Source organism: Sphingobium sp. SG1, from assembly GCF_057063145.1.
This window is the reverse complement of the sequence record NZ_JBVVOJ010000007.1, coordinates 221402-245867: the sequence shown is the minus strand read 5'-3', so window position 1 is coordinate 245867 and position 24466 is coordinate 221402. Positions and strand designations below refer to the sequence as shown.

General features: G+C 64.0%; 26 protein-coding genes, 2 tRNA genes and 1 riboswitch. Of the genes, 12 read left to right on the top strand and 16 right to left on the bottom strand.

The window, feature by feature from the left end; translation table 11 throughout:
- Positions 1 to 84: 84 nt before the first annotated feature.
- Positions 85 to 270, bottom strand: coding sequence for a PspC domain-containing protein (locus tag AC0KVN_RS17095; RefSeq protein ID WP_004208760.1), 186 nt, complete (start codon positions 268 to 270; stop codon positions 85 to 87).
- Positions 271 to 616: 346 nt separating this feature from the next.
- On the opposite strand from AC0KVN_RS17095, the gene AC0KVN_RS17090 reads away from it, so the two are divergent.
- Positions 617 to 1009, top strand: a complete 393-nt coding sequence (locus AC0KVN_RS17090) for a gamma-glutamylcyclotransferase family protein (protein WP_435566925.1) — start codon at positions 617 to 619, stop codon at positions 1007 to 1009.
- 71 nt (positions 1010 to 1080) lie between these two features.
- Here AC0KVN_RS17090 and AC0KVN_RS17085 read toward each other — a convergent pair whose 3' ends face one another.
- The 7 genes from AC0KVN_RS17085 to rpsM form a co-directional block, all read right to left on the bottom strand.
- Entirely contained in the window at positions 1081 to 1674 is a 594-nt protein-coding gene (locus tag AC0KVN_RS17085; RefSeq protein WP_435566926.1) for an outer membrane protein, read from the bottom strand.
- A gap of 119 nt (positions 1675 to 1793) precedes the next feature.
- A complete protein-coding gene (locus AC0KVN_RS17080; protein ID WP_483656219.1) occupies positions 1794 to 2390 on the bottom strand; it encodes a hypothetical protein in 597 nt (198 codons plus the stop codon).
- A gap of 87 nt (positions 2391 to 2477) precedes the next feature.
- Positions 2478 to 4688 (bottom strand): prolyl oligopeptidase family serine peptidase, encoded by a 2211-nt coding sequence (locus AC0KVN_RS17075; protein ID WP_435566928.1) that lies wholly within the window; start codon positions 4686 to 4688, stop codon positions 2478 to 2480.
- Between the two features lie 101 nt (positions 4689 to 4789).
- Positions 4790 to 5215, bottom strand: a complete 426-nt coding sequence (gene rplQ, locus AC0KVN_RS17070; protein WP_004208754.1) for a 50S ribosomal protein L17 — start codon at positions 5213 to 5215, stop codon at positions 4790 to 4792.
- Between the two features lie 206 nt (positions 5216 to 5421).
- Positions 5422 to 6483, bottom strand: coding sequence for a DNA-directed RNA polymerase subunit alpha (locus AC0KVN_RS17065; RefSeq protein WP_004208753.1), 1062 nt, complete (start codon positions 6481 to 6483; stop codon positions 5422 to 5424).
- Between the two features lie 125 nt (positions 6484 to 6608).
- The gene (rpsK, locus tag AC0KVN_RS17060; RefSeq protein WP_004208752.1) at positions 6609 to 6998 is read right to left on the bottom strand and encodes a 30S ribosomal protein S11; all 390 of its coding nucleotides are present in this window, start codon (positions 6996 to 6998) and stop codon (positions 6609 to 6611) included.
- 77 nt (positions 6999 to 7075) lie between these two features.
- Positions 7076 to 7444, bottom strand: a complete 369-nt coding sequence (gene rpsM / locus AC0KVN_RS17055; protein ID WP_004208751.1) for a 30S ribosomal protein S13 — start codon at positions 7442 to 7444, stop codon at positions 7076 to 7078.
- A gap of 347 nt (positions 7445 to 7791) precedes the next feature.
- Here rpsM and AC0KVN_RS17050 point away from each other — a divergent pair, with 347 nt between their 5' ends.
- Complete coding sequence (locus AC0KVN_RS17050) at positions 7792 to 8343, top strand: hypothetical protein (protein ID WP_435566929.1); 552 nt, start codon at positions 7792 to 7794, stop codon at positions 8341 to 8343.
- Between the two features lie 554 nt (positions 8344 to 8897).
- Here AC0KVN_RS17050 and AC0KVN_RS17045 read toward each other — a convergent pair.
- Positions 8898 to 9572 carry a spermine/spermidine synthase domain-containing protein gene (locus AC0KVN_RS17045; protein ID WP_037510794.1) on the bottom strand — a complete coding sequence of 225 codons (675 nt, stop codon included), beginning with the start codon at positions 9570 to 9572 and terminating at the stop codon, positions 8898 to 8900.
- A gap of 136 nt (positions 9573 to 9708) precedes the next feature.
- Between AC0KVN_RS17045 and AC0KVN_RS17040 the strand changes: the two genes are divergently transcribed.
- Positions 9709 to 10158 carry a hypothetical protein gene (locus AC0KVN_RS17040; protein ID WP_483656222.1) on the top strand — a complete coding sequence of 150 codons (450 nt, stop codon included), beginning with the start codon at positions 9709 to 9711 and terminating at the stop codon, positions 10156 to 10158.
- Between the two features lie 36 nt (positions 10159 to 10194).
- On the opposite strand, the gene AC0KVN_RS17035 is transcribed toward AC0KVN_RS17040, so the two are convergent.
- Together AC0KVN_RS17035 and AC0KVN_RS17030 are read right to left on the bottom strand one after the other, a co-directional pair.
- A complete protein-coding gene (locus AC0KVN_RS17035; protein WP_017499646.1) occupies positions 10195 to 10476 on the bottom strand; it encodes a 3TM-type holin in 282 nt (93 codons plus the stop codon).
- 14 nt (positions 10477 to 10490) lie between these two features.
- Entirely contained in the window at positions 10491 to 11030 is a 540-nt protein-coding gene (locus AC0KVN_RS17030; RefSeq protein WP_435566930.1) for a glycoside hydrolase family 108 protein, read from the bottom strand.
- Between the two features lie 837 nt (positions 11031 to 11867).
- Here AC0KVN_RS17030 and AC0KVN_RS17025 point away from each other — a divergent pair.
- The 3 genes from AC0KVN_RS17025 (at position 11868) to AC0KVN_RS17015 (ending at position 14969) form a co-directional block, all read left to right on the top strand.
- A complete protein-coding gene (locus tag AC0KVN_RS17025; RefSeq protein WP_435566931.1) occupies positions 11868 to 12317 on the top strand; it encodes a DUF1003 domain-containing protein in 450 nt (149 codons plus the stop codon).
- A gap of 94 nt (positions 12318 to 12411) precedes the next feature.
- Positions 12412 to 13434, top strand: coding sequence for a nucleoside hydrolase (locus tag AC0KVN_RS17020; protein ID WP_435566932.1), 1023 nt, complete (start codon positions 12412 to 12414; stop codon positions 13432 to 13434).
- 263 nt (positions 13435 to 13697) lie between these two features.
- On the top strand, positions 13698 to 14969 hold the full coding sequence (locus AC0KVN_RS17015) for a tyrosine-type recombinase/integrase (RefSeq protein WP_483656218.1): 1272 nt from the start codon (positions 13698 to 13700) through the stop codon (positions 14967 to 14969).
- Between the two features lie 3 nt (positions 14970 to 14972).
- Here the strand turns inward: AC0KVN_RS17015 and AC0KVN_RS17010 are convergent, their stop codons facing one another.
- Together AC0KVN_RS17010 and AC0KVN_RS17005 are read right to left on the bottom strand one after the other, a co-directional pair.
- A complete protein-coding gene (locus AC0KVN_RS17010; RefSeq protein WP_483656217.1) occupies positions 14973 to 15401 on the bottom strand; it encodes a sigma factor in 429 nt (142 codons plus the stop codon).
- Between the two features lie 378 nt (positions 15402 to 15779).
- Positions 15780 to 15854: transfer RNA gene (locus AC0KVN_RS17005), tRNA-Gly, on the bottom strand.
- A gap of 80 nt (positions 15855 to 15934) precedes the next feature.
- Between AC0KVN_RS17005 and AC0KVN_RS17000 the strand changes: the two genes are divergently transcribed.
- Genes AC0KVN_RS17000 through AC0KVN_RS16990 form a run of 3 tightly spaced genes read left to right on the top strand, consistent with a single transcriptional unit; the run spans position 15935 to position 18521 of the window.
- Positions 15935 to 16168: a hypothetical protein gene (locus AC0KVN_RS17000; protein WP_139149968.1), complete on the top strand. Its 234-nt coding sequence runs from the start codon at positions 15935 to 15937 to the stop codon at positions 16166 to 16168.
- 36 nt (positions 16169 to 16204) lie between these two features.
- On the top strand, positions 16205 to 18241 hold the full coding sequence (locus AC0KVN_RS16995; RefSeq protein WP_435567617.1) for a TonB-dependent receptor: 2037 nt from the start codon (positions 16205 to 16207) through the stop codon (positions 18239 to 18241).
- A 55-nt stretch (positions 18242 to 18296) separates the two neighbouring features.
- Positions 18297 to 18521: a DUF1294 domain-containing protein gene (locus tag AC0KVN_RS16990; RefSeq protein WP_435567618.1), complete on the top strand. Its 225-nt coding sequence runs from the start codon at positions 18297 to 18299 to the stop codon at positions 18519 to 18521.
- A 24-nt stretch (positions 18522 to 18545) separates the two neighbouring features.
- Here AC0KVN_RS16990 and AC0KVN_RS16985 read toward each other — a convergent pair.
- A tRNA-Thr gene (locus AC0KVN_RS16985) sits at positions 18546 to 18620 on the bottom strand.
- A gap of 115 nt (positions 18621 to 18735) precedes the next feature.
- Here AC0KVN_RS16985 and AC0KVN_RS16980 point away from each other — a divergent pair.
- Positions 18736 to 18876 (top strand): hypothetical protein, encoded by a 141-nt coding sequence (locus tag AC0KVN_RS16980; RefSeq protein ID WP_164522487.1) that lies wholly within the window; start codon positions 18736 to 18738, stop codon positions 18874 to 18876.
- 6 nt (positions 18877 to 18882) lie between these two features.
- Here the strand turns inward: AC0KVN_RS16980 and AC0KVN_RS16975 are convergent, their stop codons facing one another.
- On the bottom strand, positions 18883 to 20664 hold the full coding sequence (locus tag AC0KVN_RS16975; protein ID WP_435567619.1) for an aminopeptidase P family protein: 1782 nt from the start codon (positions 20662 to 20664) through the stop codon (positions 18883 to 18885).
- A gap of 110 nt (positions 20665 to 20774) precedes the next feature.
- Between AC0KVN_RS16975 and AC0KVN_RS16970 the strand changes: the two genes are divergently transcribed.
- On the top strand, positions 20775 to 22847 hold the full coding sequence (locus AC0KVN_RS16970; RefSeq protein ID WP_435567620.1) for a S9 family peptidase: 2073 nt from the start codon (positions 20775 to 20777) through the stop codon (positions 22845 to 22847).
- The gene (locus tag AC0KVN_RS16965; protein WP_004209723.1) at positions 22847 to 23245 is read left to right on the top strand and encodes an acyl-CoA thioesterase; all 399 of its coding nucleotides are present in this window, start codon (positions 22847 to 22849) and stop codon (positions 23243 to 23245) included. The genes AC0KVN_RS16970 and AC0KVN_RS16965 overlap by 1 nt, the downstream gene beginning before the upstream one ends.
- 13 nt (positions 23246 to 23258) lie before the next feature.
- Here AC0KVN_RS16965 and AC0KVN_RS16960 read toward each other — a convergent pair whose 3' ends face one another.
- Positions 23259 to 24119, bottom strand: a complete 861-nt coding sequence (locus AC0KVN_RS16960; protein ID WP_435567621.1) for an ABC transporter substrate-binding protein — start codon at positions 24117 to 24119, stop codon at positions 23259 to 23261.
- 66 nt (positions 24120 to 24185) lie between these two features.
- Positions 24186 to 24378, top strand: a riboswitch (cobalamin riboswitch).
- Positions 24379 to 24466 lie beyond the last annotated feature (88 nt).

Here is a 24466-nt window from a genome sequence, read left to right as displayed (position 1 = left end):
CGGGGCATAAAAAGGCCGCCCAGGGCATATGCCGGGGCGGCGCTTTTGTATCCGGAAACCCTGCCTTCCGGTGGCGGCGAGGGATCAACCCTCGGCCAGCCAGCCGGCGAGCAGATAGGCCACGACGCCGATCGGGCCCAGGGCGCACAGGGTCAGCAGCACCAGGGCGACGCGGATCAGCGTGACATCCAGCCCGGTGCGGTTGGCGATGCCGGCGCACACGCCCATGATCTTCGCGTTGCGGCGGTCGAGGGTGAAACTGTTGTTCATGGATCTGGCCTTCAATAATATCTGTGATGGGAAAGGGGCGGTTGCCCGATCAGGCGATCGGGGCAACCGGAACCGCCGCGCCGACGAACAGGCTGGCGAAGATGACAGCGCCGACAAAGGCAAGGGCGACGCTCTGGAACTTGGCGATGGACATGATACTCACTCCCTAGATATTTCCTGGCCGGACCGTCCGGCCTTGATGCCAGACGATATTGCAGGCGGCGTGCCAGTTTTGATTTTTGGCGGAAATCCGTGGGTTTTCCTCAGAGGCTTATTTTTCCGTAATGCGAAAAAATCCGATGGTTGGAAAAATTTGCCGTCAATCGGTGAAAGTTGCAGGTTGGTAATGAATAGGCCGTTGCTTTTCGTTTATGGCACGCTGCGACCGGGCTTTGACGGGCCGATGGCGCATTGGCTTGCCGATCGCGCCGAGTGGATCGGGGCCGGCTGGATCGGCGGGAAACTCTATCAGGTGGCGGATTATCCCGGTTTCGTGCCGGGGGAGGCGGGGCGCGTGCATGGCGACCTGTTCGCGCTGCCCGAAGCGGAGGCGCTGGTGGCGCGGCTCGACGCCTATGAGGAATGCACGCCCGACGATCCCCTGCCCCATGAATATCGGCGCGAACGCTGTCTAGTGGAAACGCCCGATGGCCCGGTCACGGCCTGGGTCTATCTGTACGCGCTGTCCGTTACCGGACATCGGGTGATCGCGAGCGGCGATTATCTGGCGGCGCGCTGATCCGCTGGAATGGATGGCTCTGGCCTCTGGACGGGCAGGGCTACCTTGCGCCTGCCCGTCCCGGCTGACGATCAGAAATGATAGGCGAGGCCGGCCAGGGTCTGGTGCCGGTCGAACTTGCCGCCGTCACCAAGGTCACTATATCGATATTCGATACGCGCGGTGACCTTGTCGGCGACGAAACGCTCGATGCCAGCACCCACGCCCCAGCCGTCGAAACTGTCATGGCCCGACAGGGTGCCATTGGCATCACTCAGCGCGATACGGGCGCGCATACTCTCGTAGCTGCCCCGGACATAGAGCAGGGTGTTGCCGCCGACGACATAGCCGGCGCGCGCGCCGATATCGAAGCTGTAATTGGGATCGATCAGCGATCCGCCGACGCGCGATGCATCATCGGCTGCGATGTCGAAACCGGCCTCCACGCCGACCACGATCTTGTCGGTAAGCTGATGATCATAACCGGCAAATCCGCCACCGAAGAAGGCGTCGCGCGATTCATGCAGGTCGAGGCGGCCGACATCGCTGTTGGCGCTGCCGATGCTGTCGCGGTTCCAGCCAGCCTGGACGCCGACATAGGGGCCCTGGAAGCTTTCGGCATGGGCGGTGCCGCAGGCGAGGGCAAGGCCGATGGCTGCCGCGGTGCCGATCATGTTTCTCATCATGTCTATCCCTTTTCCCATTTGTTCGAGATGGGCTCGAAATAAGGAAATGGGCGGGCATGATAAGCCGGCGGCGGCGCACCAGACTGTCTCGCTAGGCGAGACAATCCGGTGGCTATGCGTCAGTGCATCGCCACGTCGCGGCTGAGATAGACCTCTGCCACGCGGCCGTCCTTCATCGCGCAGGTGAAGCGGCGGGTGGTGCCTTCGGTGGCGCGATAGCTGGCGCGGGTTTCGACCTCGCCATCGATATTATAGCCGTCGGCGGTCGCGCGCGGCTCGTCGATGTGGCGGATTTCGGCATAGCCGGCCTGGCCCTGCGCCTCGTTTCGCGCGGCCAGCGCGCAGGCGTCGGTCAGCTGGTCATTGCTCTGGTTGGCGGCGGCGACGTCGGAAAAATCATCCGCGCGCGCAGGCGGTCCCGCGTCGCGGGCATCCGCACCATAATCGGTGCCGCCGCTCGGGGGCGGGGCGTCATTGTCGGCATAGGGACGGTTATCGGTATCGGCGCCGCGTGCGTCCTTGCGGTCCTTGGACACGGAATTGGCGACCACCACGGCGGCGCCGAGCAGCGCGGCAATGCCGACCGCGTCGCCAAAGCCGAAGCCATTGCCGCGATCATGGCGGTGATGCCAGTAGCGATCGTCATAGCGGGGCCGGGCCTGTGCCGGGGTGACGCTGCCCAACAGCAGCCCTGCGCCGACCAGCGCACCCGTCATCCACCGCGTCCTGTTCCCGATCATCTGCCTGTCTCCTGCGATGGACAGAGCCATAGCCGCGTCGGGCTGTCCAGAGGCTGAATGGGCTCAGTCCGGCTTGCGTCGGATGTCGAGCCCGGTGAAATGGGCGGCAAAGGCATAGCTGTCGGCATATTCCTCGATCAGCTTGTCGATCGGCTTGCCAGCGCCATGGCCCGCACGATTCTCCACCCGCAGCAGATGCGGCTTGTCGCCGATCGACGCGGCCTGCAGCGCGGCGGCATATTTGAAGCTGTGGGCCGGCACGACCCGGTCGTCGGTGTCCGCCGTGGTCACCAGGATCGCCGGATAATCCTTGCCGCTCAAGATGTTGTGATAGGGCGAATAGCCATAGAGCAGGGGGAAGTCGCGTTCATTGTCGGGCGATCCATAATCGTCGACCCAATAGCGGCCGGCGGTGAAGCGATCGAAGCGCAGCATGTCCATGACCCCGACCGCGGGCAGGGCGGCGGCGAACAGGTCGGGCCGCTGATTTACCACCGCGCCGACCAGAAGGCCGCCATTGGAACGGCCCTCGATCGCCAGGCCATCCTTGGGGGTATAGCCCTGCGCCTTGAGATATTCGGCGGCGGCGATGAAATCGTCGAACACATTCTGCTTGTTGGCGCCGCGCCCGGCGTCGTGCCAGGCCTTGCCGAACTCGCCGCCGCCGCGCAGATTGGCGATGGCATAGGCGCCGCCCTGTTCCAGCCAGGCCATGCGGGTCGCCGAATAGCCGGGCGTCAGCGCGATGTTGAAGCCGCCATAGCCATAGAGGATGGTCGGGACCGCCTGTGCATGGTCGGCCAGCACTTTCTTGCGCAGGATCGTCATCGGGATCAGCGTACCGTCCTTCGAGGGGTAGCTGACCTGCTCGACGCCATAATCGGCGGGATTGAAGGGCAGGTCGGGCTGGGCGAAGAGCTGGGTCTGCTGGCTCGCCGTGTCGAAGCGATAGATGCTGGCCGGCGTCACGAAGCCGGAGAAGGAGAAGAAGGTCTCCGGGTCGCCATCGCGCCCGCCAAAGCCGGCGGCGGTACCCATGCCCGGCAGCGGCACGTCGCCGACCTTGCGCCCGTCCAGCTCGACCAGTTCGGCGACGGTTTCCGATTGGGTCATGTAAGCGAGGATGAAGCGGTTGCCGACCAGCGATCCGCCGGCCAGCGTATCGGCGCGTTCGGCCACCAGCGGCTTTTCGCTGCGCCCCGGCCGCAGGGCGTCGAGCGTCACCAGCCGCATATGGGCGGCCTTGCGGTCGGTGACGAAATAGAGGGTCGATCCGCGGCTGCCGATCAGGCGCCAGTCATTGGCGAGGCCCTTGACCAGCGTCCGCAGCTTGACGGGGCCACCGTCGAGCGCGGCGACATGCAGCTCGCGGCGCGGATCCATGCCGGCAAAGCTGCTGACGATCAGCCAGCGGCCATCGCTCGTCACCTGGGCGATGTGGCTGAGGCTGGGGCGATCAGGCGTCGCATAGATGAGCTGGTCTTGCGTCTGGGGCGTGCCGATGCGATGATAATAAAGCTGCTGGTCGCTGTTGGTCGACTGATAGGCTTCGCCGTCGACCGGCGCGGCATAGCGGGAATAGAAGAAGCCCTCGCCCCGGCCGTCCCAGGCGGTCTGCGAGAATTTGACCCATTCGACCTTGTCGTCGAGGATCTTGCCGCTGTCGACGTCGAGCACGCGCAGGGTGCGCCAGTCGCTGCCGGCGTCCTGCACGCCATAGGCGAGGAAGCGGCCGTCGGGCGAGGGCGTCCATTCGGCGAGTGCGCTCGCGCCGTCCCTGGCCCAGCGATTGGGATCGAGCAGCAGCCTTTGTTCACCGGCCAGCCCTTCGCGGACGTAGAGCGGCGTCTGGTTCTGCAGCCCCTTGTTATAGCCGTAGAAATAGCGGGTGCCGGCCTTGCGCGGCACGGTGAAGCGGCCATGGGCAAAGAGCGCCTGCATCCGCGTCTTGAGCGCGTCGCGGCCGGGCAGGTCGTCAATATAACGGCGGGTCAGGTCATTCTCGCGGCCGACCCAGTCGCGCACGGCGGGATCGGTGCGGACGTCATTTTCCAGCCAGCGATAAGGATCGGTCACCTTCAAGCCGAAATGATCCTCGACCAGATCCTGACGGCGGGTGAGCGGGTAATGGAGGCCGTTGTCCGGCGGCGTCGCGTCGATCGCGGCGGGGGTGGCATCGCCCGAGGCGGCGGCAGCCACAGCAGAGGCCGGCGCGGCGGCGATCACTGCCAGCAGGGCCGGCAGTGGCCAGATCAGGCGGCGAAGCGCGCGCATCCTCTCGACCCTATATCCTTGAAAGAAAACAGGCCGCGGCTTCGGATGAAGCCGCGGCCTGTTCGACTATCGTCTATCCACCGTTACCGGCGGAACCGCGATCAGGCGGCTTCGAATTCGTCTTCGTCGACGGTGTTGACCGGACCGGAGTCCTGGCCCTTGGCATCGACGTCACGGTCGACCAGCTCGATGATGGCGATCGGCGCCGCGTCCGAAGCGCGGAAACCGGCCTTGATCACGCGGGTGTAGCCACCGTTGCGATCCTTGTAACGCTCGGCCAGGACTTCGAACAGCTTGGTCAGCTGCGCATCGTCCTTCAGGCGGGCGTCGGCCAGACGACGGTTGGACAGGCCACCCTTCTTGGCGAGGGTGATCAGCTTCTCGACGTAGGGACGCAGTTCCTTCGCCTTCGGCGTGGTGGTCAGGATCTGCTCATGCTTGATGAGCGAGGCAGCCAGGTTGCGAAGCAGGGCGGTACGATGACCGGTGCTGCGCTGAAGCTTACGATGACCAACTTTATGACGCATGTCTCATTCCTTCGTTCGTTAAGGGGCCGGATGAGGTACCCCAGACCAGGCGGTTTTCATGGGGACCGCCTAATACCCCATTGACCGTCCGGCGACCGTCACGGGAGTAAATCCCGTGACGTCAGACGACGCTGCGCGTCGCTGGCCGGTCGTTCGCGTTCGCGTTGCGAACCGCCGCGCTGCTGCGCTGCGCGGCTCGCTCCGACTTAGCCCAGCAGCTCCTGTTCGAGCTTCTTGGCCATTTCCTCGATATTTTCCGGCGGCCAGCCAGGGATGTCCATGCCCAGGCGCAGGCCCATGGACGACAGCACTTCCTTGATTTCGTTCAGCGACTTGCGGCCGAAATTCGGGGTGCGCAGCATCTCGGCTTCGGTCTTCTGGACCAGATCGCCGATATAGATGATGTTGTCGTTCTTGAGGCAGTTGGCCGAGCGGACCGACAGTTCCAGTTCGTCCACCTTCTTGAGCAGATAGCGGTTGATCTGGTTGGTGTCGCTTTCGCCTTCCGAAGCAGCGGCAGCGGCATGGCCGGCAGCCGGGGCAGCGGCGGGCAGCGCGTCCTCGAAGTGGACGAACAGCTGGAGCTGGTCCTGCAGGATGCGGGCTGCATAGGCAATCGCATCTTCCGGCGTCACGGTGCCGTCGGTTTCCAGCGTCAGCGACAGCTTGTCATAGTCCAGTTCCTGGCCGACGCGGGTGTTATCCACCTTGTAGGCGACCTGGCGGACCGGCGAGTAGAGCGCGTCGACCGGGATCAGGCCGATCGGTGCGTCTGCCGGGCGGTTGGCGACGGCGGGGACATAGCCCTTGCCGATGTCAGCCGTCAGTTCCATGTTCAGCGTCGCGCCCTGATCGAGGTGACAGATCACCAGATCGGGGTTCATCACTTCGATGTCGCCGACGACGGCAATGTCGCCTGCCTTCACCACGGCCGGGCCGGTGGCGGACAGCTGCAGACGCTTGGGGCCTTCGCCTTCCATCTTCAGCGCGACCTGCTTGATGTTCAGGACGATGTCGGTGACGTCCTCACGCACGCCGGCGAGCGACGAGAATTCGTGCAGGACATTCTCGATCTTGATCGAGGTGACCGCCGCGCCCTGGAGCGAGGAGAGAAGAACCCGGCGCAGCGCGTTGCCGAGCGTCAGGCCGAAACCGCGCTCAAGCGGTTCGGCAACGAAGGTCGCCTTGCGCTTGCCGTCGCCGGTCGGCTTGATCTCGAGGGCGTTGGGCTTCTTCAATTCCTGCCAGTTCTTCATGTTGACAGTCATGTACTTCCCCTGGGGATGTGGCCGTAACGGGTAGATCCTGGACCCATCAGGACGTTCCGGCCGATGCAAACGGGTAAGCGGGCGACGCGTCCGCCGCCCGCCTTCAAGCCTCTAGCGAAGCTTAATTAGACGCGGCGGCGCTTCGACGGACGCACACCATTGTGCGGGATCGGCGTGACGTCGCGGATCGAGGTGATGTGGAAGCCGACGGCCTGCAGTGCGCGCAGAGCCGATTCACGGCCCGAACCGGGGCCCTTGACTTCGACTTCGAGGGTGCGGACGCCATGTTCGGCGGCCTTGCGGCCGGCGTCTTCGGCGCACACCTGAGCGGCGTACGGGGTCGACTTGCGGCTGCCCTTGAAGCCCATCATGCCAGCCGAGGACCACGAGATCGCGTTGCCCTGGGCGTCGGTGATGGTCACCATGGTGTTGTTGAAGCTGGCGTTGACGTGCGCGACGCCGGCCGAGATGTTCTTGCGTTCGCGGCGCTTAATGCGCTGGGGTTCGCGTGCCATTTTGCTCTAATCCTACAAAAATCGTTCAAAAGCAGAAGTCACCGGAGGGTCGGTCCAGAGGACATGACCCTCGACGATTACTTCTTCTTGCCGGCGATCGGCTTCGCCTTGCCCTTGCGGGTGCGCGCATTGGTGTGCGTGCGCTGACCGCGGACCGGCAGGCCCTTGCGATGACGCAGGCCGCGATAGCAGGCCAGATCCATCAGGCGCTTGATGTTCATCGCGGTTTCGCGACGCAGATCGCCTTCGACGGTCAGGTCGGCGTCGATGGCTTCGCGGATCTGCAGGACTTCGGCGTCCGACAGGTCCTGAACGCGGCGCGCATGGTCGATGCCCAGCTTGTCGGCGAGGTCAACGGCGGTCTTGCGACCGATGCCGTGGATGTAGGTGAGCGCGATGATTACGCGCTTGTTGGTCGGGATGTTAACACCCGCAATACGTGCCATGGTACTTAAATCTCCTGCTCCACGGGGCAGTTGGCGCCGCCCCATCTCAAAGCGTTCGGGCCTCTTTCCTGGCAAGGAAAAACAGGCCATGATGTTGCTTCCCAAGACGCAAAAAAGACGGCCAGTGCAGGAAGCACTGCCGCTGTTACGCGTGTAGGGAACGGCGGCCTTTATCGATTCGCCCCAAAACTGTCAATATCCGGCGCTTTTTTGAGGCTCTTCGTGCGATGAACGGAGCGGTTGCGCATGTGGGCAAGGGGCGATGGCCGCGGTCGGCTATCCGCCTCTACCGTCGCCTTGCCCCTTTTCGGGTTGAGCGCTCCGGCCGGCTCGGGCATGGAAGCGCGATGCGTCTGACCCGATTTCTTGTGTCCGCCCCGGCCCTTGCAGCGCCGCTGACCCTGTTGGTTGCAGGCTGCGTCGCGCCGCCTTCCGCGCCGGCACCGCGCCCCGCGCCAGCACCCCGGCCTGCGCCGGTGCCGCCGGCCGAGCCGGCCCCGCCTGCGGCAGTCGAGTGGCAATATCGGCCCGCAACGCCGGGCAACTGGACCTATCGCGCCGATCCGGCCGGGCCGGTCGCACTGTTTGGCGAGTCGGCTTCTGCCCCGCGTTTGACGCTGCGCTGCGACCGGGCGACGCGGCGGATCAGCCTCGGCAGGGCCGGCGGCGGGCAGGGGGCGATCACGGTGCGGACAAGCTATGGCGCGAGCAGCTGGCCGGCGGTGATGGCGGGGACGCAGGTGCCGCAGCTGACTGCCGTGCGCGGCGCGAGCGACGCGGTGCTGGACCAGCTTGCCTATAGCCGGGGCCGTTTTGCGGTCGAGGTGCAGGGGCAGGAGACGCTGATCGTGCCGGCCTGGGCCGAAATGTCGCGCGTTATCGAGGAGTGTCGGGGCTGAAAATCAGCGGTCCCGCCGTTTCGGCGCGGACGTTCAAGTATGATTCCAAAAAAGAATATTACAAGTCTTGATCCTGCAATCCGTCTGATTCACAGTCCGTCTCGTGGCCGATCGAGGGGTAGCTCAAAGCCGGTCACGCGGGCTTAATTAGCGAAAGGAGGTGATCCGATGTCTCATGGTTCAGCAATGGGGTCGGTCAAGTCCATTCGGAAAATGCGCCGCTGACGACGCCGGAGCGTCGGTACAAACCCTTCATGGTGTAGAGACCAAGAGCGCCGACATACAGGCCGTCTCCGCCAGGGGTTTTAGCGCGAACTTGTCTTCCTTCTGGGCGGTTTCCGGCCGCTGACCATGCACATGATGGGCCGTCGGGCATTGCGTCCCGGCGGCCCCTCTCATGTCCGGGGTGTTGCGCTTTTTTTTGAGGCATCGCGAAAGGGCGATCTCTCGGTACGGTGCCGGCCCACTCCCCCGCCCAACCACCCGACAGGATGACACTGGATCGGGCGGTTGGGCGGGGGAGTGGGCTGGAACCGGCTTTCTAAAACGGCCCCTCAACGCCGGCGGGTTGCGAACCAGATGACGTGGCGGGGGCCTTTGCCATTGTCGCGCGCCTTGACCGCGACTTCCTCGACCGCGAAGCCCGCATTCTGCAACCGCCGGGTGAAGGCGGCGTCCGATCCCGCCGACCAGATCGCCAATATGCCGCCGGGCTTGAGCGCGCGCATCGCGCTGGAGAGGCCGGCATTGGTATAGAGCCGGTCATTGGCGTCGGCGGTCAGGCCGTCCGGGCCATTGTCGACATCCAGCAGGATCGCGTCATAGCTGCCATGGCCGGCGGCGATCACATGCGCGACATCGTCCATCACCAGCCGCACGCGCGGATCGTCCAGGCAGCCGGCGGCCAGATCGACCATCGGACCGCGCGCCCATTCGATGATCTCGGGCACCAGTTCGGCCAGCGTGATCTGTGCCTTGGTGTCCATTTCCGCGAGCGCGGCGCGCAGGGTGAAGCCCATGCCATAGCCGCCGATCAGCATATGGAGGCCGGCGCGCTTGCCCAGTCGCTCCAGCGTCATCAGCGCCAGCGCCTTTTCCGACCCGCTCATCCGGCTGCTCATCAGCTCGTTGCGGTCGAGCACGATCATGAAGTCGCCGCCGCGGCGATAGAGACGCAGTTCCTGCCCGCCCGGAACGGCGGCGGTGCCCAGCAATTCGCGCGGTGTCATGGCAATGGTCCTCAAACAGGGCGGGGAAAGCGGCCGCATGACAGGTCGCGCGCCGCTGCGCAATGGCGGCCCATCGGACGGTTCGCCGCCTATGGGCTGGCCAGCGGCGGCGCAGGGGTCTATCGGCACCCCCATCATGCGTTATTTTCTCGATACCGAATTCAACGGCTTTGGCGGCGCGCTGATCAGCGTGGCGCTGGTGCCCGAACATGGCGACGATGATTTCTATGCGTCGCTGCCACTGCCCGATGTGATCGAACCCTGGGTCGAGCGCCATGTCATCCCCTATCTGCGCCATGTGCCGCCGGGGCTGGACCATGAACTCAGCCGGATCGAGGCGGCCGACCATATCGCCGCCTATCTGGATGGCGATTCCGATCCGGTGGTCATCGCCGACTGGCCCGAGGATCTGGCCCATTTCTGCGCGCTGCTGACCACCGGGCCGGGGCAGATGGCGGCGGTCGACTATGGGCTGCGGCTGGAACTGATCAATGCGGCGGGCTTCAGCGCGGCGGCCAACAGCCGGGTGCCGCACAATGCCCTGCATGATGCGCGGGCACTGCGCGACTTCTACGTCAATAATTGAGTGGGGCAGGGCGCGCAGGCGCCCCGCCCGTTCCTGTCAGCGCTCCGTGCCCCTCGCCTTGCCCCAGGCATGGGCTGCCGTATAGCCGAGATAGGCGGTGCCGAAGAGGGCGTAGAGTGGCTCTGGCAGGGCGTCGAGATAGGCGCGCATGCCCGCGATGATCGCGCCCGCCACCTCCGGCTGCCAGCCCGAGATCAGCCCCATCGGGATCGACCAGAGCAGCAGCGCATAGATGACGTAGAGAAAGGCCGGCCGCGACCGCTGGGTCCACAGGTCCGTCGGCTCGGTGGGGAGAGGAATGTCGTCGGTCTTCAACATGATCGCGTCTCCCTTCAGCCGATGCGGTTGGCGAGCCTGCCATAGAGAAAGGCCTCGTTGGCCGGGCGGCTTTCGGCCAGCGCCAGATAGCGTTCGCCCTGCAAGGCCTCGATCGCCTTGATCAGAACGGTGTCGCCGGCTGCGCCGCGCAGGGTGCGGAAGGCGCGCAGCGCGGCGAGCGTGCGGGCGCCGATCGCGCCATCGGCCCTGAGGTCGGGATAGTCGCGCTGGTTGCGGTTGAGGGCGTTGAGCGCTCGCTGGAGAAAGGTGCTGGCGACGCCCGGCCCCATGTTGACGGCGGTGTCGAACAGTTCGGCGGCGAGCGCCATGCTCTGCTGCGCGACAGCGGCATAGCCCGGCCCATCCCAGTAAAGCTGGCGGTAGATGGTGCGCGCGGTGGCGGGTGGCAGGCGACGCATGTCGCCGGCAAAGCCGTTCGCCCGCGCGACGCCCAGCGTGATGCCCATATTGGTCGGCCCGCCGCGATCGGCCGGATGATCGACATAGCCACCCTCCCGCGCGATCAGTTCGTCCAGCAATGTGTCGATGTTCATGATTGGCCCTTCCATGGTTCGTGGATGGCGAATCATTTATCCCATATGGTTATCTGTAGGACAGGGTCGAATGGCATGGGCGCGTCTGTCGAAGTTCACAGTGTAAACGGGCTTCTGGGGTCGTTTGCGCCTGAAACGCGTCGGCAACGCCTCTGCTGCGCGTCGGTCATGCGCTGGAACGCGTCCCGTCCAACAGGGGCTGGGCCATCGTGCCGCGTCAACGCCGCGCGCGGCACGCGCCCCGGACGCGACACCCACGCGCCTTTCTTGCACGCGGCACGCGCCGGTCGATTGGCGCGGGCGCATTCACTCACGCACCAAGTGTAGAGCAGGGAGAGGGGGCGTAGGAAAGGGGGTGTCGGGGCGGGGCCGGCATGGCGCTGCCCGGATAGCGCTTGGTCCGCTTCCGGGCGGAAAGCTGCCTGGCGCGAAGCGAGCGGAAGTGCTCATTCCTTCTCCCGTTGGCGGGAGAAGGATACCAAGCCTTGCCGGCAAAGCCGGTTAGGCGAAGTTGGATGAGGGCGGCTTGTTTCAGAAGGCCCTCACCCTCCCACGCCTTTGGCGCGGGCCCCTCCCTCTCCCGTGAACGGGAGAGGGTAGGCCCACGGTCCGCAAGCCACCCCAACATGACCAAGATTTCATAATTGCGTGGATTGATCCGGCGCGGCGCGGGGTCTAGCGGCGACCCTGTTCCAACCGGAATATTCCGCCCATCCTTTCGAGGAAATCATGTCCGACAACGACCATAGTCGAAAGACCGCGCGTTCGGGCATGGGGGCGAACTGACAGGTTCGGATCACCCGCCCGCCCCGAAGGCGCGGTCGCACGAGGTGATCCATGAATGCAGCCATCCGTTTTCTCGTCGGCTCCCTGCGCCGCGGGCCCCAGGCCCCTGATCTCAACCGCCTGTTCGATGACGGCCAGACCTATGGCGAGCGACTGGCCGACCGGGTCGCGGCGATCGGCGGTTCCTGGCGCTTCATCATCGGTTTCAGCCTGTTCCTGGTCGCCTGGGCGCTGCTGAACACGCTGGTGCTGGCGCGCCACGCCTTTGATCCCTTTCCCTTCATCTTCCTCAACCTGATGCTGTCGATGCTGGCCGCGCTGCAGGCGCCGATCATCATGATGAGCCAGAATCGCCAGGCGGCGAAGGACCGGCTGGAGGCGCGGCTCGACTATGAGACCAACCTGCGGTCGGAGGCGCAGATTGCCAGCCTGCACGACAAGATCGACCTGCTGCTGGCGATGGCGGGCGAGAGGGAGGATACGGCAGAGGCGGCGGGCTGATCTTCCGGCATTTCCGGGTCTTGTTTGACATTGTGGGTCATGGTCCCGCAATGTGGTCGCATGTCCAATGGGGCGACATGGGGAGGGTCAGGTCGTGCAGAACAGGCTTATCATCGATCGGCGAACATGGCTGGCGGGGCTTGTGGGGCTGGCCGGCCAGGCATCACTGACCGGGCCGGCTCATGCCCTGACCGCGCGGGTCCGCAGCCGGGTGATCATCGACAATGATTTTTCCGGCGATCCCGATGGCCTGTTTCAACTGGCGCATCATCTGTTGTCGCCTTCGGTGCAGATCCCGCTGGTCATCGGATCGCATATTCATCCCAGGGATTTCCTCGACGGGTCGGACCGGCAAGCCGACAACGCCGTGCAATGCGTCCGCCACATGATGGATTGCATGCGGCTGCCGCATCGACCGCCGGTGCTGGCGGGGCGCAATGCCGCGCCGGCGCCCGGCACGCCGCCATCGGCCACCCCGGCGGTGACCGCGATCATCGCCGAAGCGCAACGGACCGATAGCAAAGTGCCCCTCTTCTATGTTGCGGGGGCTGGCCTGACCGACCTGGCCGAGGCGGTGCGCCTGCGGCCGGAGATCGCACGGCGGATCATCCTGGTCTGGATCGGCGGGCCGGAACATGGGGATGTCGATCCCACCGTCCATGTCCGGGCAAGCAAGGAATATAATCTGACCATCGATCTGGCCGCCGCGCAGGCATTGTTCAACGATTCGGCAGTCGAGATCTGGCAGGTGCCGCGCAACGTCTATCGCACGCTGATGATCAGTCATGCCGAACTCGACCGGGAACTGGCAGGGGCGGGGCGGCTCGGCCGTTATCTGCTGGATCAGTTGGAGCGGGCAATCAGGCGGATCGATGCGCCGCTCGGCGAAACCTATATATTGGGGGACAGTCCGCTGGTCACGCTGACCGCGCTGCAATCCTCCTTCGATCCCGATGCGGCGTCGAGCGATTATCTGATCCGGCCGACGCCGCGGATCAACGATCAGGCGGGCTATGTTGCACATCCAGCCGGCCGACCGATGCGCATCTTCACCCGGATCGATAGCCGGCTGACCTTTGCGGACATGTTTGCCAAGATCCGCGCCGGCAGCGTTTGACACGCAGGGGCAGGCCCTCCGCCGAAGCGGCGAAAATCATGGATTATGGCGATGTTCGGAGAATTTTGGTCGGGACGAGAGGATTCGAACCTCCGACCCCCCACAACCCCAGTGTGATGCTATGGCTTTTCCAGAGTTTTCCAAACTTCTCAAAAACTCTCTAGAATGGCTATTTTCCGAGGTTTTTTCTACTCTAGCCTTACCTTCCGTTTTCCCGACTTTTCTGTATGGTGATTGCTGCGTGATTGCTAGAGGTGATTGCTATGGCACAAGCGAAATTGGGCAAGCGGACGATCGACGCGCTTGAAAGGTCCGAGCGAGATCAATTCCTTTGGGATGAAAATCTGAGCGGCTTTGGGCTCAAGGTGACGCCGGCCGGTGGGAAGGTGTTCATCTTTCAGTATCGGCTCGGGGGGCGAGGCACCAAGACGAAGCGCTGGACGATCGGTCGCTATGGTGCACCGTGGACGCCAGCCAAGGCTAGAGAGGAAGCTGAGCGGCTCTCGATACTGGTGTCGCAAGGTGTCGATCCGATCGCCGAGCAGAAAGAGCGCAACCGCATTCGCGAGACTAAAGGGTTCGCCGCTTATGTCGAAACTTTTGCCGAAGGATATCTCGAGCCGGAATGGGGCAAATCATGGAAGCAAGCGAAGCGGGTACTCGAGATGCACGCCGTTCCGGTACTGGGCGATAAGCCAATTCCAGATATCGGCGCAGAGCATATCTATCAGGTTCTCGACAGGTTGCGGCACCGTCCAGGCATCCAACGGACGACATGGGCCGTCTTGAGCGCGCTATTCAAATGGGCTGACAAGCGAGATGACATCGCTCGTTCGCCAATGGAGAAGGTTGATCCTCCTTCCGGTGTAAAGGCTCGTAAACGGGTGCTGACACCTGCGGAACTGAGAGCGATCTGGCACGCAAGTTATGAGCTTGAAGATCCGCGTGGCGCGCTCGTTCGGTTGCTCATGATTACACTCCAGCGCCGGAGTGAAGTTGCAGCGCTGCCCTGGAGCGAATTGGACCGCGATCGGCTCTTGTGGCGAATTGACGGTTTTCGCGCGAAGAACGGCCAGGATCATTTAGTACCTTTGAGCCCCTTGGCGTTTGCTGAACTCGACACAATCGGCTGGAAAAAGCGTGGCCTGGTGCTCCCTTCATCCACAGGGAAGACTCCGGTATCAAACTTCTCGGACATGAAGACGGCGCTGGATCGAGCGGTACTATCCTACATGCAGGATGCTGCCGATGCCTCGGCTGTCGCATTGGGTGAAGACCGGCACGAGGTGACAATAAGTCCTTGGCGGCTCCATGACCTTCGAAGGACGGGAACGACCAATCTGCAAGCGCTCGGCTTCCCCATAGAAGTGACGGAGCGCGCGATAAACCATCACCAAAGTGGTGAGGTGTCGGGGATAAGGGCGATCTACAACCTGTACGAATATCTAGATGAGAAGGTCGCGGCTATGAACGCGTGGTCCGCGCATTTGCACAATATCGTAACCGAGAGTGATGGCGTCGCACGCCGTCACTGAAAGTTAGCCTGACATGCGTGACGGCCGGGGTATGAGCGGTTGGCGCCGGTGACGATAATCATGAGAAGAGGCCAATGGTGGGGGCAGGATTGATACGACATCGTCACGTCCTATCTTTCGGGCTCGATCGATCAGCAAATTGCGGGCGATTGGCCTGACGAACGCGGCAGGATTTATGAGCCGTCCCGTCTGCTCGCTGCTTGCGGCGCGCACGAAGACTTCTTGGACAAGATCAGGCGCGGCATCCCATCCGGGACGTTTGCCCAGATGGCGCATCAGCCCAATTCGCTCGGTTTGGAACGTTTGCGCAAGGCTTTCGGCTGGTGGAGGAACGGCGTCGGATGTCGGCGTCCCATAGGCGGGACTGTTTTGGCATCCAGAGGATACGGACTTTGGCGGACGATGGCACGGGAAAGAGGCTTGAGGGCACAAGTCGAATCCAGGTGACAGCAATTGCCATCGGGCAGCCGCCCAACTGTTTGCTTTCCTCTACGCTGTGCCGAGGTTCGACATGCCACTGTCATCTCTTGGCCGCCGTCCATCCTTCGTGGACCGACGTAAATTATGCCTGGTAGGTATGATTGCGAGGCAGTCTTCGGATTTCCTCACGTCACGATGATGGCGACGTGTAATCGATCGCGCAAGGCATCCGGTGCGATCAAGAGGCTGGTAAACTGTGATGGAAAAAGCACAGCGGAGCCTTACCCCAAACATGCTTACGATGCGCTTACTTTGCGATTTCAGAAGAAAAAATAAGCGGTTTCGATCGGCCCCGGCGGGCCAGAATTCTTTGATTTTATTGAAGAATTCTGGAGCGGGCGAAGGGATTCGAACCCTCGACCCCAACCTTGGCAAGGTTGTGCTCTACCCCTGAGCTACGCCCGCTCTTGGCGGCCGGGAGAGTGTGTCCCTCTCGGCGGGTGGCGGCGAACTAGCAGTGGTTTCCAAAGTCGGCAAGGGCTGAATTGCAGAAAAATGAAAAACTTTTTGAAAAAGGAAAAAATCCCCCGTTTTCCGGGGGTTTTGGCGGTGTGATTAAATTGGCGGGTGGCGCCGGGGCGAACGCGGCTGCGGATCGGCCCATGGCGAATCGTCGAATCATGCCGCCTTTGGCCATGGTGTGCATGTATCTGCGCGATATTGGTGATGGCAGCGCTGCCGGTGGTCGCGGCTTGACAGTGGCGGGCGCGACTTCCTAGTCCCCGATGCAAAATCGGACCAAGGGGACGCGCTTCATGAAAATCCTGCCGCTGCCGTTGATGCTGTGCGCGCTGCCCGGCGTCGCCGCTGCCCAGGCGCCCGATGTGACGGCGGATGAGGCCGCGTCGATCGTGGTGACGGGCACGGGCCTCGCCCTGCCACCCGGTACGCCGGCCTATGGCTCTGTGGTGATCGACCGGGATCGGCTTGAGGATGCGGCGTCGGGGCGGATCGAGAGCGTGCTGGCCGATGTCGCGGGTTTCCAGCAGTTCCGCCGATCTGACAGTCGCGCGTCCAATCCGTCGAACCAGGGCGCCACGCTGCGCGCGCTGGGCGGCAATGCGTCGAGCCGGACGCTGGTGCTGCTCGACGGCGTGCCGGTGGCCGATCCCTTTTTCGGCTATATCCCCTTTTCGGCTTTGGTGCCCGACCGGCTGGCACTGGTCCGGGTGACGCGCGGCGGGGGCAGTGGCGCGTTCGGCGCCGGCGCGGTTGCCGGCACGATCGAACTGGCCAGCGCCACCCGCGATCAGATGCCACACTTCGGCGCCAGCGCCTTCTACGGCAGCAGGGATGCGACCGAGCTGTCGGCCAGCATCGCGCCGGATCTGGGCAGCGGTTACGTGTCGCTATCCGGTCGCTGGGATCGGGGCGATGGTTTCCAGACCACGCCGAAGGACCAGCGCGTCGCCGCCACCGTGCCCGCCGTCTATGACAGCTGGTCGACCAATCTTCGCGCCGTCGCGCCGATCGACGCGACCTCGGAAATCCAGTTTCGCGGTACCCTGTTCCAGGACAATCGCACGCTGCGCTTTGCCGGTGCCGACAGCATGAGCCAGGGCCAGGACGCCAGCATCCGCTATATCAGCCGCGGCCGCTGGCAGGTCGATGCGCTCGCCTATCTCCAGGCGCGCAATTTCTCGAACATCGTCATCTCCTCCACCAGCTTCCGCAAGTCGCTCGACCAGCGCAACACCCCCTCGACCGGGATCGGCGGCAAGATCGAGCTGCGCCCGCCGGTCGGCGAGGATCATGTGCTGCGCATCGGCGTGGATACGCGCTTTGCCACCGGCGACATGTTTGAGGATGCCTATAATGCCGGCCTCGCCACCAACCCGCTGACATCGCGCCGCCATGCCGGTGGCGACCAGATCACGTCCGGCATCTTTGCCGAGGATGACTGGAGCCCCGATGTCTTTGGCGGCAAGCTTGTCCTGACCGGCGGGGTGCGGGCGGATCGCTGGTCGATCCGCAACGGCTTCTACAAGGCGGTCAGTGCGGCTGGGACGGTGACGCAAGATAGCAGCTACGCCAATCGCTCGGACTGGGCATTTTCCGGCCGGGCCGGCGCGCTCTATCATGTCAGCGATGCGGTGGCGCTGCGCGGGGCGGCCTATAGCGGCTTCCGCCTGCCCACGCTGAATGAGCTCTATCGTCCCTTCGTCGTCTTCCCGATCACCACCCAGGCCAATGCGGCCTTGAAGCCCGAGAAGCTGAAAGGTGTGGAGGGCGGCATCGACCTGACCCCGGCATCGGGCGTGCAACTGTCCGCCACGCTCTTCTATAACCGGCTCGACGATGCGATTGCCAATGTCACCCTCACCAGCATCGCCAACACCCGCCAGCGGCAGAATGTGAACGCGATCGTGGCCAAGGGCGTGGAACTGACCGCCAGCGCGCAACTGCCGGCCGATTTCTCGCTGCTCGCTTCCTATGCCTATAGCCGCAGCAAGGTCGATGCGCCGGGCATGGCGTTCGATGGCTTCGCCCCGGCGCAGGTGCCGCGTCATTCCGCCAGCGCGACGCTGGCCTGGGCGCCCAGGGCCGGGCCGGAACTGTCGGCTACGCTGCGCTATGTGGGCAAGCAATATGAGGATGACCTGCAGAGCGACGTGCTGCCCGATGCGCTGACGCTCGACGCCATCGCTCGGCTGCCGATCGGCCATGGCATCAGCCTGGTCGCGCGCGGGGAAAATTTGTTCGACGAGGATATCGTCACCCGCAATGCCGGCGGATCGATCGACCTGGGGACACCCAGGACGCTCTGGATCGGCGTCACCGTGCGCGGTTGAGCCGATTCCCGCCGCGCAGTTCCTCGCCTTCGCCTGGTTGCTGCTGGCGAACCTGATGGCCTTCATGCTGTTCGGGTTCGACAAGCGCCGGGCCGTGCGGGGAATGGCGCGAATCCGCGAGCGGACCTTGCTGCTCTGGGCGCTTGCAGGCGGGACGCCGGGTGCATTTGCCGCCTGCCACCTCTTTCGTCACAAGACGCGCAAACAGCCTTTCGTCCGGTGGCTATGGCTGATCGCCGCGGCGCAGGGGCTGGTCCTCGCCGGATGGGCGATGATCTGATTTTTCATCTGTCGGGGGGAGAAATGGTGCTGCCGGCGAGGATTGAACTCGCGACCTCAGCCTTACCAAGGATGCGCTCTACCACTGAGCTACGGCAGCACTCTATTTCGTCTCCGTCGCGCCGTGCGCTTCGGAGGTCGCGCCTATGGCCGCCCCATTGCCTCCTGTCAAGGCGGGTTGCGGCAGATAATGCATTTTGCTTATGCGCTTCGTCATGAGCGAGACCCAGGACGAAAAGAAAGCAAGGCTGGCGCAGGCGCTGCGCGACAATCTGCGGCGGCGCAAGGCCCAGAGCCGCGATGTGGCGCGGGAAGGGGCTGAGCCCACCCCCGCGCCGGAATCGTCCAAGGACTGATTCGGGTCAGAGCGGCGCGCAGGCCGTCTGGAGCCAGGCCAGCGCCTCGCCTTCGAGCTGCGGGCCGACCACGGCCAGCACCTGCGCATGATAGGCGTCGACCCAGGCGCGCTCACCGGCATCCAGCAGGTCGGTGGCGATGGCGTTGCGGTCGATCGGCGCGAAGGTCAGGGTCTCGAAGCCCAGCATCGGCTTTTCGCCGTCGGCGATCGCCCGTTCCTCGACCAGCACCAGATTCTCGATGCGGATGCCATATTCGCCGGTCTTGTAATAGCCCGGCTCGTTCGAGAGGATCATGCCCGCCACCAGCGGCTCGTCGCCGCCGCCGAAGGTCGCGATCCGTTGCGGCCCTTCATGCACCGACAGGAAGCTGCCAACGCCATGGCCGGTGCCATGGGCATAATCCAGACCCTGCGCCCAGAGATACTGGCGTGCCAGCACGTCGAGCTGGCCGCCGCGCGTGCCGACCGGGAAGACCGCGCGGGCCAGCGCGATATGGCCCTTCAGCACCAGAGTGAAGCGCTGCTTCATCTCTTCGCTAGGGCTGCCAATGGCGATGGTGCGGGTGACGTCGGTGGTGCCGTCACGATATTGGCCGCCCGAATCGACCAGATAGAAGCTGCCGGTCTCGATCGGGCGGTTGGTCTTTTCCTCGACGCGATAATGGACGACCGCGCCATTGGGACCGGCGCCGCTGATCGTGTCGAAGGACAGATCCTCCAGCAGCCCGGTATCCTTGCGGAACGCCTCCAGCCGGTCCGAGGCGGAGAGTTCGGTCAGGCCGCCCTTGGGCGCTTCCACCGCGATCCAGTGGAGGAAACGGCTCAAGGCGGCGCCATCGCGCGCCTGCGCTGCCTTGTGGCCGGCAATCTCGGTGTCGTTCTTGATCGCCTTGGGCAGCACGGCGGGGTCGCGCAGGCTGAGTATCTGGGCGCCGCCGGCGTCGAGCGCCTCGAAGATGGCGGCGACGGCCCGCTCTGGGTCGGCGACGACGGTCTTGCCCTTGAGGTCGGCAAGCGCATCGGCAAAGGCGGCGCGGTCATGGATGCGCACGGCATTGCCCAGATGCTTGGCAACCGCCTCGTCCATCTTCTCCGGCGCAATATAGAGGTCGGCGGTCGCATCGGCATGGACGATGGCATAGGCCAGCGCGACCGGGGTGCGCTCGACATCCTTGCCGCGGATGTTGAAGGCCCAGGCGATCGAATCGAGCGCGGAGAGGACGGCGGCGTCCGCCTTCTTCGACACCAGCCAGTCGGCGATGTCGGCGCGCTTCTCGGCCGCATTCTTGCCGGCATAGCGATCCGCATGGACCACCAGCTTGGCGTCGCTGGGCGCCGGGCGATCGGGCCAGACGGCGTCGACCGGATTGGTATCGACCGCCACCAGCTCCGCGCCCTTCTGGGCCAGCGCTTCGGTGGCCTGCTTCACCCAGGCGCGGGTGTGCAGCCAGGAATCATAGCCGATGCGCGCGCCTTCGATCGCATGGTCCTTCAACCAGGCGGCGATCGAGGTCTGCGGCACGCTTTCATATTGCCAATGGGCGCCATCCACCTGCTCGCGCACCTGCAGCGTGTAGCGGCCGTCGACGAAGATCGCGGCCTCCTCCGGCAGGACCACGGCGCTGCCGGCCGAACCCTGGAAACCGGTCAGCCAGGCGAGCCGCTGGGCATAGGCGCCGACATATTCGCTCATATGCTCGTCGGTCAGGGGGACCACGAAACCATCGAGCTTCTGGCGTACCAGCTGGGCGCGCAGGGCCTTCAGGCGATCTTCATAACTGGACATCGAACTTCCCTTGGATCATTCCGGCCTCTTGCGTTGGCCATAATGCCGACAACATAGAGGGGCCGGCGCGCTTATTCCAGCGCAGCCCCCGTCTGGACCATGGATAGTTAATGACCGATCAAATGCAGCCGCCCCTGTCCCCGCCGATCGCCGAACGCCGCCCGCACAGTTTCGCGCATCATGGCATCACGGTGGACGATCCTTACGCATGGCTGCGCGACCCCGGCTATCCCGACGTCAAGGACAAGGATGTGCTGGCCTATCTGGAGGCCGAAAACGCCTGGTTCGAGGGCGCGATGGCGCCGCACAAGCCCCTGCTCGACACGCTGTTCCACGAGATGAAGGGGCGCATCAAGGAAGATGACCAGTCGGTCCCGCAAAAGGATGGCGACTATATTTACTGGCGCGCGTTCGAGACCGGCGCGCAATATCGCAAATGGTATCGCAAGCCCGCAGCAGGCGGTGACGACCAGCTGATCCTGGACGAACCGGCGCTGGCGCAGGGCCATGATTATTTTCGTCTGGGCGCCATGTCGGTCAGCCCCGACGGCCGCTATCTGGCCTATGCGATCGACACCAATGGCTCCGAACGGTTCGAGGCGCGGATCAAGGATCTGTTTTCGGGTGAAATCCTGCCCGAAGTCATTCCCGACACATTGTCGTCGCTGGTGTGGACCAGCGATTCAAAGGGGCTGCTCTATGGCCTGGCCAACGAGAATTGGCGGACCGACAATGCGCGGCTGCACTGGCTGGGTCAGGATGTCGCGAGCGACGTCGAGCTGTTCCATGAGGATGATGAGGGCTTCCGCGTCTCGATCGGCCTCACCTCATCGGAAAAATGGATCGTCATCGCGACCGGCGACCATGTCACCAGCGAAGCCTGGCTGATCCCGGCCGACAATCCGACCGCGACGCCGCTGCTCGTCTCCGCGCGCAAGGCCGGCCGCGAATATGATGTCGATGAGCATGAGGGCACGCTCTACATCAAGACCAACGACACCCACCCCAATTTCCGGCTGGTGAAGGCATCGCTCGACGCGCCCGACCAGTGGGACGAAGTGATCGGCGCCGATGCCCATTTCTACCTGACTGATTTCACCCTGTTCAAGACCTTCTACGTCACCGAAGGACGGCAGGACGGGCTCGACCAGATCGAACTGCGCGATTATGCGACCCATGCGGCAAAGCGCATTCCGTTCCCGGAAGCCAGCTATTCGGCGAGTCTCGACGACAATCCCGAATATGAGGTGACGAAGCTGCGCATCGGCTATGAATCGATGGTCACGCCCGACACCATCTATGATTATCATCTGGCAACGGGTGAGCTGGAGATACTCAAGGTCCAGGAAATTCCCTCGGGCTATGACGCCAGCCTTTATGCCACCGAGCGGCTGATGATCCCGGCGCGCGACGGCACGCAGATTCCGGTGTCGATCGTCTATCCCGCCGACTTCCCCCGCGACGGCAGCGCGCCGCTGCACCTTTATGGCTATGGCGCCTATGGTCTGGCAATGGAGCCGGGCTTTTCGACCAGCCGCCTGTCGCTGCTGGATCGCGGCTTTGCCTTTGCCATCGCCCATATTCGCGGCGGCGACGACATGGGCCAGCAATGGTACCTAGACGGCAAGCTGGACAAGCGCACCAACACCTTCACCGATTTCGTCGATGTCGCGAAGGGGCTGATCGATCTTGGCTATTCGGCCAAGGGCAGGATCAGCATTTCGGGCGGATCGGCCGGCGGCGAGCTGATGGGCGCGGTCATCAACTCCGACCCCGACCTGTGGGGCGCGGTGGTGGCGCATGTGCCGTTCGTCGACGTGCTCAACACCATGCTGGACGAAACGCTGCCGCTGACGCCGGGCGAATGGCCCGAATGGGGCAATCCGATCGAGGATGAGGCCGCGTTCCGCACCATCCAGTCCTATGATCCCTACACCCATGTCACCGCCCAGGATTATCCGCCGCTGATGGTGACCGCTGGTCTCAACGATCCGCGCGTCACCTATTGGGAGCCGGCGAAGTGGGTCGCGAAGCTGCGCGCGACCAAGACGGACAGCAATATCCTGCTGCTCAAGACCAATATGGGCGCGGGGCATGGCGGCAAGTCGGGCCGGTTCGAGAGCCTGCACGAGACCGCCGAGGAATTTGCGTTCATCCTGTGGCAGCTGGGAGTGGAAGGCTGATGGCGTCGAGCTTCACCAAGCAATTCACCGCGCGGCCCGAGCATATCGATGTGCTGGGCCATGTGAACAATGCGGTGTGGGTGCAGTGGATGGAGCAATTGTCGGTCGAACATTGGATGACCGATGCCGATCCGGCCCATGTCGACGCCTATATCTGGGTCGTGACCCGGCATGAGGTCGATTATCGCGGCAACGTGACCGAGGGCGATGTCGTGTCGGGCCGCACCTGGATTCCGGAAGGACCGCGCGGCGCGCGGTTCGACCGGCTGATCGAGTTCACCGGGCCGGACGGCAAGGTGAAGGTGTCGGCCAAATCCACCTGGGCGATGATCGACAAGGAAAGCGGCCGGCTGATGCGGGTGCCGGCCGAAGTCGCAGCGAATTTCATAGAGGGCTGAAACCCGGTCGGACTTAGCGAGCGCCGACGGCCTGTGACAAAGCACGGGCTGCCTGCACATAGGCGGGCCCGCCGCACACGGTCCAGGCCTGGGGCAGGCTGATGCGCGCTATGTCGCGCAGCACCGGATGATGCAGCATTTCGGTGCCCTGGTCGGTGATCCGGTCGGTGGCGCTCTCGACGATCAGATAGTCGGGCTGGGCGGCGACCATCTCCTCCAAGCTGACCTGCGCGATCGCCGGCTTGCCAAGGTCGGCGGCCAGGTTGCGCAGGCCGGCCCGCGTCATCAGGTCGTCGACCAGCGTGCCGGTGCCGGTCATGTAGCCGCGCCGCTGATAATAGGCCGCGACTTTGGGCTTCGGCGCGCGGGGCAGGGCGGCGAGTTCCCGGTCCATCCGCGCGATCATCGCTTCGCCGCGGTCGGCATGGCCGATCGCCTGCGCCACCGTGCGGATCGACGCGACGATATCGGCATAGCTGTCCGCGCTTTTCAGATCGACGGCGGGATAATGCTGGGCCTTGAGGATCGCGATCGCCGGATTGCGCCGCGCCGGCATGCCGATCACCAGATCGGGATTGGTCGCCAAAATCTGTTCGGCCGATCCGTCGAGGATGGGCAGACCCTTCGTTACGGCAGCCACCGCCGACATCTGCCGATCGGCGGCATTATGGGTCAGGCCGGCAATCTGGTCGCGATCGGCCAGCGCGACCAGCAACTGGTCGGCGCACAGGTTGAGCGACACGATCCGTTGCGGACGCTTGCCTGCACTGGCAGGCTGGCGAGCGGTGGCCGCCCATAATGTGGCACCGCCGATCAGGGCGATCACCAGGGCGATCATCCCCTTGCCGGGGCCGATGGGCGCAAATATCCGCATGGCCACCTCCCTTAGCCGGCGCGCTCCGCCAGGCAAGGAAGATTGACGCTCCAGTCGGGCTCGCCTATCGCCCGGACTGCGACAGGTTCCCTGGCAACGGGGATGAAAAGGGAATGGGGTTCAAGACCCCGGCTGCCCCTGCAACTGTGAGCGGCGAGCTTTTGTGCCACATGCCATTGGGACTGCAAGGTTCTGAGAAGGCGGCACGAATCAGCGATGACCCGCGAGCCAGGAGACCTGCCCGTCGTGGTCGTCCTTCGCGCGGACAGGGTGTGCCGAGCGGACGGGGGTGAACCCGCGTGGCGACAGGTGGACCGCAAATTGCGGGGACCATGTCGCGCCCGGCC

Excerpts from the sequence above, each read along its gene's own strand:
- AC0KVN_RS17045 (WP_037510794.1), bottom strand. The coding sequence starts at position 9,572 with ATGACACCGCGCGAATTGCTGGGCACCGCCGCCGTTCCGGGCGGGCAG.
- AC0KVN_RS17030 (WP_435566930.1), bottom strand. The coding sequence starts at position 11,030 with ATGAACATCGACACATTGCTGGACGAACTGATCGCGCGGGAGGGTGGC.
- AC0KVN_RS17085 (WP_435566926.1), bottom strand. The coding sequence starts at position 1,674 with ATGATGAGAAACATGATCGGCACCGCGGCAGCCATCGGCCTTGCCCTC.
- AC0KVN_RS17025 (WP_435566931.1), top strand. The coding sequence starts at position 11,868 with ATGAATGCAGCCATCCGTTTTCTCGTCGGCTCCCTGCGCCGCGGGCCC.
- AC0KVN_RS16995 (WP_435567617.1), top strand. The coding sequence starts at position 16,205 with ATGAAAATCCTGCCGCTGCCGTTGATGCTGTGCGCGCTGCCCGGCGTC.
- rpsK (WP_004208752.1), bottom strand. The coding sequence starts at position 6,998 with ATGGCACGCGAACCCCAGCGCATTAAGCGCCGCGAACGCAAGAACATC.
- AC0KVN_RS17095 (WP_004208760.1), bottom strand. The coding sequence starts at position 270 with ATGAACAACAGTTTCACCCTCGACCGCCGCAACGCGAAGATCATGGGC.
- AC0KVN_RS17015 (WP_483656218.1), top strand. The coding sequence starts at position 13,698 with ATGGCACAAGCGAAATTGGGCAAGCGGACGATCGACGCGCTTGAAAGG.
- AC0KVN_RS16980 (WP_164522487.1), top strand. The coding sequence starts at position 18,736 with ATGAGCGAGACCCAGGACGAAAAGAAAGCAAGGCTGGCGCAGGCGCTG.
- rpsM (WP_004208751.1), bottom strand. The coding sequence starts at position 7,444 with ATGGCACGTATTGCGGGTGTTAACATCCCGACCAACAAGCGCGTAATC.
- AC0KVN_RS17040 (WP_483656222.1), top strand. The coding sequence starts at position 9,709 with ATGCGTTATTTTCTCGATACCGAATTCAACGGCTTTGGCGGCGCGCTG.
- AC0KVN_RS17050 (WP_435566929.1), top strand. The coding sequence starts at position 7,792 with ATGCGTCTGACCCGATTTCTTGTGTCCGCCCCGGCCCTTGCAGCGCCG.
- rplQ (WP_004208754.1), bottom strand. The coding sequence starts at position 5,215 with ATGCGTCATAAAGTTGGTCATCGTAAGCTTCAGCGCAGCACCGGTCAT.
- AC0KVN_RS17035 (WP_017499646.1), bottom strand. The coding sequence starts at position 10,476 with ATGTTGAAGACCGACGACATTCCTCTCCCCACCGAGCCGACGGACCTG.
- AC0KVN_RS17080 (WP_483656219.1), bottom strand. The coding sequence starts at position 2,390 with ATGACGGGTGCGCTGGTCGGCGCAGGGCTGCTGTTGGGCAGCGTCACC.
- AC0KVN_RS16970 (WP_435567620.1), top strand. The coding sequence starts at position 20,775 with ATGACCGATCAAATGCAGCCGCCCCTGTCCCCGCCGATCGCCGAACGC.
- AC0KVN_RS16975 (WP_435567619.1), bottom strand. The coding sequence starts at position 20,664 with ATGTCCAGTTATGAAGATCGCCTGAAGGCCCTGCGCGCCCAGCTGGTA.
- AC0KVN_RS16960 (WP_435567621.1), bottom strand. The coding sequence starts at position 24,119 with ATGCGGATATTTGCGCCCATCGGCCCCGGCAAGGGGATGATCGCCCTG.
- AC0KVN_RS17090 (WP_435566925.1), top strand. The coding sequence starts at position 617 with ATGAATAGGCCGTTGCTTTTCGTTTATGGCACGCTGCGACCGGGCTTT.
- AC0KVN_RS17075 (WP_435566928.1), bottom strand. The coding sequence starts at position 4,688 with ATGCGCGCGCTTCGCCGCCTGATCTGGCCACTGCCGGCCCTGCTGGCA.
- AC0KVN_RS17065 (WP_004208753.1), bottom strand. The coding sequence starts at position 6,483 with ATGACTGTCAACATGAAGAACTGGCAGGAATTGAAGAAGCCCAACGCC.
- AC0KVN_RS16990 (WP_435567618.1), top strand. The coding sequence starts at position 18,297 with ATGGCCTTCATGCTGTTCGGGTTCGACAAGCGCCGGGCCGTGCGGGGA.
- AC0KVN_RS16965 (WP_004209723.1), top strand. The coding sequence starts at position 22,847 with ATGGCGTCGAGCTTCACCAAGCAATTCACCGCGCGGCCCGAGCATATC.